Genomic DNA, 6,854 nt, shown 5'->3' with positions numbered 1-6,854 from the left:
AGCGCCGGTCTTGCCGAAGCTCTTTGCGTAGGACTTCTCGATCTCGTCCCATGGCACAAACGAAGCCATACGTACCCAGCGGTTGTTGGGATCGAGAGAGCCGAAGGGAAATACGAAGTCCTCTATAGTCATTTGAGAAGTATCTTTATACATGAATGTTCCCGGTTTTGAGGTAAGGAGCCTTTTAGAGGTGTAAGGTTTTTGTCTCAACATCGTCAAAAACCTTACACTCATTATACCAGAAACCGAGGTGAAGTGACGCTTGAACTGGGATTATGACTTACGGAGTAGCCTCTAGGTATTGAGGTTATCGAAGCAAGCGCTAACGCAAGTTCAAAGAAGCAAGATGAGATAAAGCTGGCAAAGAAACTAAAGTGCGCCTTCAGCAAATAGTTTCCAGACAACAACGCCATTTAGAACCTTGGGGCTCGACACATCGGGCCCCAAGTGCATCTTTCAAACGTGTTGGTAATTGATCTGGCTTCCTAAGATGCAATGAAAACCGTCGTTACTGACTGCAAAACACACTTCGCTATGACCGACGAGATGGGCTCTTAAGAGATAGGGCACGGAGAACAGATGCGGGATGATTCCTGTATTGTTCCTCGATATAAGCATGTTTCTTTACTTTATCCCAATCTTTGAGAATAACCCCTCTCTTCTCTCCGTTGATTATCTCGAATAGCTGTTCACCGTGGCAATTTCTAAGCTTTACCCCGGAGCCACAAGGGCAGGGCAGATGCCCCCTGTAATTTCCGATCTCAATAAACCTTATTATGTCTAAGGCTTGTGATGCATTATCGACATCAAGCATTTCCATGTAGAACTGCATGATGCCGAAGGAGCCGTGAGCTCGATCGCCGAAGGGATACCTGCCGTAACGGCGATAGAAGAGGGCTGAATATAGATAGCTCCGTACGGGGCCTTCCAGAAAAGCTACCATGGACGGATTATCCAAAATACCCATGCGCAATTCCCCGTCGATACCGAGGCAAAACGATCTGTCTTCGTACAGGTGCTCGTAATCTGAAGAAATGATGTTAGATATCTCCTTCACGGATGAGACGCTTTTTGGGTAGTCGGGCGGGATTGCGACCCTGATGACGAACGTTTCAACCAACCGAACCCCGTCGTACTCTGCGTCTAGGCAATAGTCTCCCTCTGCAATCACTGTCTCATTTTCATCCGCGCTAATCGTCATCTGGGGGTAGTTTATCCGCAACTCGTCGATGGCGGTCTCCAGGTCGGCCGCCGTCATATTATATGCTCCTCCAGGGCTTATGCGGGACGACTGCAGCAGCTGTACCCGCTGTGGCTGGCAAGATATTTTCCTTGACCTTTTTGCCGAAGATTGAAGCGGCAGCTGCCTCTTTTTTCGCGTTGCTTTGCTGTAAGCCAGCCAAGTCAGCACCGAGCGTCTCCGCCCATCTGAAGAAGGCATTCACATCGGAGTTGCCCCACCCATCAAGCATATTCTCATCATATACGGGATTGCTCAGGTCCCAGTGTCCCGATGCTCCGATGAGGCAGCTTTCTCCAAGCTCGACAAGCAACTTGTCTCTTTGCAATCTTTCGGTGAAGCTTGTGAGAATGTCGAGGACCGATGCATCGTCTGGAAGGTCCTTCGATACTTTAGCCATGAGCACTGTAAGCACGCACGATGTGGGCTTGTTGTCTAATCTGCTCATTCGGTAATGCTCGTCTCGCGAGCGCTTTGCTATTTGCACGGCGCGCTGAAGGGCAGATCGGTCCATCAGATCTGGTACTTCTTCCACTGATTCATAGAGCGTCTGGTTGCGGGAGAAGACCGCCTCTTTGCGCTTCATTCTTCCTGCATTGGCGAAGCGTTGGTTCTCTGTGAGGAACCAGTCGCATAAACCATTTGGGTTGCTGCCGAGCCAGTCATCGGGTGCCTTCTTGGCAATTGCAACGGCGTCGTCCGCGTAATCACCGTGGGTTTCACATGCGGTAGCTTTTGGATTAGCAAGATCGGCAACGCATGCATCCAGATCGAGGCGGAAGCCGCCCTCCTTGCCGTTTAAGACATATAGAAGTGTTATACATTCATCACAGTTTTCAATTCTGTCTTTGTAACGGTCGCTCGAGCGCAGTGCGTCTTCCACAGGGTCTCTTACGTCGCTCGGGGTGCAGTGTTTTTTCTCAAGATCCATGCGCTTTACGATGACATCTATATCGAAATAGTCGTTATCGTCTTTAAGAAGGGGTCGCACTATGGTTCCCATCACGATTGAGCCGCAGGGCGATATATTTGCCATGATGTCATTGTTTTCAAGATAAGACCCCATCGCGCTATAGTGACTCTTTGCCTCCTCGAACATCGACGGGGTTATATCGATTGCATAAGCACCGTCCTCAAGAATCTTTGATATCTCTTTCATATGTGCTCCTGTCCGCGCATCTCCCAAGGAATGGTTGGCGTGGTGCGCTATTCGTCAACTTTCTCCCTTAGGTTATATCAAATTGCAATTGTAAAGACAATAGGGTAAACTAATTACCGTAAACGATATTACAATTACAAATATTGAGGATTGAAAATGCTAATCGAATTCACCTTCGACAATTTCAAGTGCTACAGAGACGAGGTCACCCTTCAGATGGAGGCTGCCTCGATTGACGAGCATGACGATACTCTCATCAATGGGGTTGGAAGTAGATGTATCCTCCCCGTATCCGTGATATACGGGCCTAACGGCGGCGGAAAGTCTAGCGTATTACAGGCCCTTGAGTGCCTGTACGACTACGTGACTCTCCCGTACTTCGTGCTTCGACAGAGAATCAAGAACTTTCCAAAGATCACATGTCGACCTTACGCCTTTGAGGCTGAATCTCGTTCGAATCCTACTACTTTCTGCGTGCTGTTCGATAGGGGCGAGTATCTATACCGCTATATTCTCTCCGTAAAGGAAGGCCGCATCGAGGAAGAGTACCTTCATCGCCGCAAGGCTGGCAAGGGCGCTACGGCGACCATATTCGAGCGTTCTGGCAAGGATGTCGAGCTTGGATCGTCTCTCAAGCGCAAGAGAGTCAATACTGATGTCGACGAGATGATGCCCTACCTGACCTTTCTTAAGGTGAACTACGACTTCGACTCCGTTGACGACGCATTCGGATGGTTTCTATCGTGCGAGTTTCTCGACTACTCTGAATCGAGATTCGAAAACTTTTTCATGGAGCCCAAGGAGGATTTCGAGAAGCAGCGGATCATCGGCCTCTTGAACGCCATGGACATCAATATCACCGACATCAGATATGAGCATGGCAAGGAAGATACGCTTGAGGGCATCTACCTCACCCATAATGTAGGCGATGGTTACGAGCTTGAGTTAGATGAGGAATCGAATGGTACAAGAAAGCTTTTGAGCCTTGTTCCGCCTATTCTCGTTGCATTGGCGCATGGTCACCTTCTCGTCTCTGACGAGCTCGATGCCAAGCTGCATCCAAAGCTGCTCAAGTATCTCATCAGGCTATTTGCCGATAAGAAGACCAATCCGAAGGGTGCTCAGCTAGTCATCACATCCCACGATATGAGTACGCTTAATAGCTCCATGTTCAGGCGTGACGAGATATGGTTTGCCGCCAGGACTCCCGATGGCCCGTCCCAGCTTTACTCATTGGCCGACATTGCGGACAGCGATGGTAAGAGGGTTAGGACCGGCAATGCGTACGACAGGCAATATCTTGCTGGTCGTTATGGGGCAGACCCCTATCTGCAAAACATGCTGACTTGGGATGAGGCCAAGGATGCCGGTGATGCCCATGAGTAAGAAACCGCTGAAACATAGCGAACTGAAGAAGGCTGAGCAGACGGTGGCATCCAGGTTGAAAAGTTCATGGGGAAAAGGGCGTCCGCAACTACCTGTTATACCCATCAGGCCCGAGCGTTACCTCATCATCTCAGAGGGAACAAAGACGGAGCCATACTACTTCGGGGAGATGAAGAAGCGAATCAACGAAAACTATCACGGCCAGTACGTTACCGTTACCGTCCAAGGAGAGGGCAAGAACACGTTGTCTCTCTTCGAGCAAGCGCGAGAAATCGCTGAAGGCGATGCTGATGGATTCACGCAGGTCTGGGTCGTATATGACAAGGATTCCTTCCCGCGCGGCAATTTCAACTCCGTTGTAGAGAAGTGCGCCCAGGCGAGCAAGGACGGAACCGAATACCGCGCTGTGTGGTCGAATGAATCGTTCGAGCTGTGGTACGTTTTGCACTTCCATTACCAGCAGTCTGCTTTGGGTCGTGAGGCATACGTTGAGATGCTCTCCGTCCTAATGGAGGACGCTGGCATGGGGCCTTACGGCAAGGGCAGGACGGATATGTACGAGATTCTGGAGAGCATTCTGTCAGGCGCAATCGCAAATGCGAAAAAGCTCGAGGCTGTGAATGCGGGTAAGGCGCCAGCTGATGCCAATCCTGGTACTACGGTTCACAAGCTGGTGGAAGAGCTGCTTCCGTATATGAAACGGCTGGGTGAACCCGAAGATGAATAATGGCAACACCATCCTGATCGAGCAGGAGCGAGAGGAGAACCTCTTACTCCTTGCGGCACAGAGGGCGGCTTACTCGAGTGCGAAGGTAATCGATTTTTGGGCTGCAGTCGTGTTCTTAGGTATTCCCTTGGCGGTGACGGTTTATCAATCTTTCTGCGCACTGCCGTTTTCTGTGATTGTTGTCCTGGATGTGGCTGTGCTACTAATAGGTACTGTAGTAATGCTGATTTCTGAAGGTAGAGTTCGTTTAGGGGCCCGCATTCAGCAAAGGTTTGACTCTGTGGTCTTTGGCATGCGTTTTGAAAACACAGAGAGCGACGAAACGCAGGTTAAAAAATACGAGGCTAGGTATAGGAAGAGACATAGTGATCTTTCTGACTTCAACTTATGGTACAGCGTTTCGCTGGAGGGACTGACTGCAGGTAAGGCGATAGCGAGATGTCAAACGCAAAATGCATACTGGACGAGTGGGCTAATGCGTGCATATCTAATTTGCTTGTTTGTACTGGCGATCATTGTCGGTGCGCTTATCGCATTATTAGTGTTCTTCACTTGTCAAAACCCTGCATCATACGCCTTTCTTTTAAGCATACTGGAATGGACCATCGCTCAAGGAGCGAAAGGGATTCGTGTTTCAATGAAGGCAAGGAATCTCTCGAAGGATATCGGGCATTACAACCTCATACACAAGGCGAGTATTGAGCGAACGCAGAATGATATTTTCGAATACCGCTCTGCTTCATTTCTTGTTCCCGATTGGTTCTACAATCTTCGCAAGAAAATGGATGAGGCAAGAACGACTGCATAATTGATTATTGTAGAGCGACCAGCAATTCCAAGGCAGTGTTTTTGGACATTAAGTTGGTTTCGCGCCGAAGACCAAGCGGAGATTGGCGGTCTTGTCGAATTCAAATAGGGTTGGCATATGGATCGCGAGTCATTGCGAAAACGGTACTTTAAGATATTCAGTAAAGAAGATCGATGTCGCTTTGCGACCTTGTTTTGCCATGACATTCCGCGTAGCTGATAAAGAGGTGAAGGTTGCTGCAGATAAAGCAAAAGTCAAAAATCCCTACTCGACAGTGGGCTCTCGACAGGATCGCCGCCGCGATGGGCGCAGAAAACTCACGCAGTTTCTATCGGAGTAGGCACGCAATTCAAGCGGAATTTGCATTTAGCTGGTGCAATTTGATATATCTTACTCACAAGGTCCTTGTTTTCATGTGGGATAATGCATTTTAAAGAAAAGTCGAATGCCTCCTGACGCGATCCGCGTATGTCTGAGTGCCGTTGGAACGGCCTTGAGTTGATTAATCAGCCAGGGACACCCCCAAGCATGTCCCTGGTGGCTGCGGGTGCAGGGTGGCTTCCACCTTGCCGAGGGGATTCGGGGGCGAGCAGCCCCCGATGTCGGCAAATCGTAAGCAAAAAGTTAACGGGCCTATCGAGATACTCGGCGTTTTCAGTCACGTGGAATCAATCTCAGCCAGATGCAATATAATATGCCGTTTTGCTGTGACGATTTACATATGTCTTATCGTGCAGTAATATATATGCAAATGATTAACAGGCTTGACATAACAACTGGATACTCTGCTGCACAGGCGGCAGAGCTTTTGGGCGTTCAAACCCATGAGGTTACAAGGCTTTTCCGCGCGGGCGTTTTGAAGGGCCGAAAGGTAGCGGGTGGCGCTCTTCTGCTGGATGCAGGATGCGTGCAGTCATATAAGAACAACAGCAGGGGAAAAGGGCGGCCGTGGGACGCGCAGACTGCTTGGGCGGCATTGCTGTTGCTCGACGGGAAAGATGTATCCTGGCTTTCGTATCACCGAAAGCGCCGTTTGCTTGAGAAGCTCAAATCGATCTCGGCGGAAGATTTGGTTTGGCTTGCAAGAAAGCGCGCTACAGTGGAGGTTTATTCTGTGTCACAATCGTTTGCCGATGACGTTAGGGCCTCCCTCGCGCAAAGCGGCATGAGCGCCTCCTCATCAGCTGGCATGGGTCTGGTTTCCAACGCTCGTACAATCGATGGTTACGCGCGCGAGGCGGATGTGGTGGAAAAGTACTTTATGATGCCCGACCAGGGCGGAAATTGCATAATCAGAACCGCAGAGGGGGCACCCGCGGGCTTGTTGGACGAAGCCGAAATGCCAGCGACGGTAGTGGCGGCTGATTTTGCCATGTCGCTCGACGAAAGGGAGAAGCGATGCGGGCTTGATTATCTTGGAGGAGCACTCGATGCAATCCGCTGAGCTCAAGATGGATTTCATGGTTCGGCCATGGGATGCCGTTATCAAAAGCGCCGTAAAACCCCTTTCTTTAGATATGAGGATATAAGGCGC

At 49.8% G+C, this 6,854-nt stretch carries 6 protein-coding genes; 4 read left to right on the top strand and 2 right to left on the bottom strand.

Features of this window, described 5'->3' with window-relative positions; all coding sequences use genetic code 11:
- Positions 1-532: 532 nt before the first annotated feature.
- Both RR842_RS10665 and RR842_RS10660 read right to left on the bottom strand, forming a co-directional pair.
- Positions 533-1,258, bottom strand: a complete 726-nt coding sequence (locus RR842_RS10665; RefSeq protein WP_332729721.1) for an SEC-C domain-containing protein — start codon at positions 1,256-1,258, stop codon at positions 533-535.
- A gap of 1 nt (position 1,259) precedes the next feature.
- Positions 1,260-2,399 (bottom strand): hypothetical protein, encoded by a 1,140-nt coding sequence (locus RR842_RS10660; protein WP_332729720.1) that lies wholly within the window; start codon positions 2,397-2,399, stop codon positions 1,260-1,262.
- 156 nt (positions 2,400-2,555) lie between these two features.
- Here RR842_RS10660 and RR842_RS10655 point away from each other — a divergent pair, with 156 nt between their 5' ends.
- The 4 genes from RR842_RS10655 (at position 2,556) to RR842_RS10640 (ending at position 6,764) form a co-directional block, all read left to right on the top strand.
- On the top strand, positions 2,556-3,785 hold the full coding sequence (locus RR842_RS10655; RefSeq protein ID WP_332729719.1) for an ATP-binding protein: 1,230 nt from the start codon (positions 2,556-2,558) through the stop codon (positions 3,783-3,785).
- A complete protein-coding gene (locus RR842_RS10650; RefSeq protein ID WP_332729718.1) occupies positions 3,778-4,512 on the top strand; it encodes an RloB family protein in 735 nt (244 codons plus the stop codon). Before RR842_RS10655 ends, RR842_RS10650 begins: the two co-directional genes overlap by 8 nt.
- Positions 4,493-5,320 (top strand): S-4TM family putative pore-forming effector, encoded by an 828-nt coding sequence (locus RR842_RS10645; protein ID WP_332729717.1) that lies wholly within the window; start codon positions 4,493-4,495, stop codon positions 5,318-5,320. The genes RR842_RS10650 and RR842_RS10645 overlap by 20 nt, the downstream gene beginning before the upstream one ends.
- Positions 5,321-6,041: 721 nt before the next feature.
- Positions 6,042-6,764 carry a hypothetical protein gene (locus RR842_RS10640; RefSeq protein ID WP_332729716.1) on the top strand — a complete coding sequence of 241 codons (723 nt, stop codon included), beginning with the start codon at positions 6,042-6,044 and terminating at the stop codon, positions 6,762-6,764.
- Positions 6,765-6,854: the final 90 nt, after the last annotated feature.

Origin of the sequence: Gordonibacter sp., assembly GCF_036667095.1 — a bacterium.
GTDB lineage: Bacteria > Actinomycetota > Coriobacteriia > Coriobacteriales > Eggerthellaceae > Gordonibacter.
The sequence above is the reverse complement of the archived record's forward strand: the minus strand, read 5'-3'. Positions and strand labels throughout refer to the sequence as shown.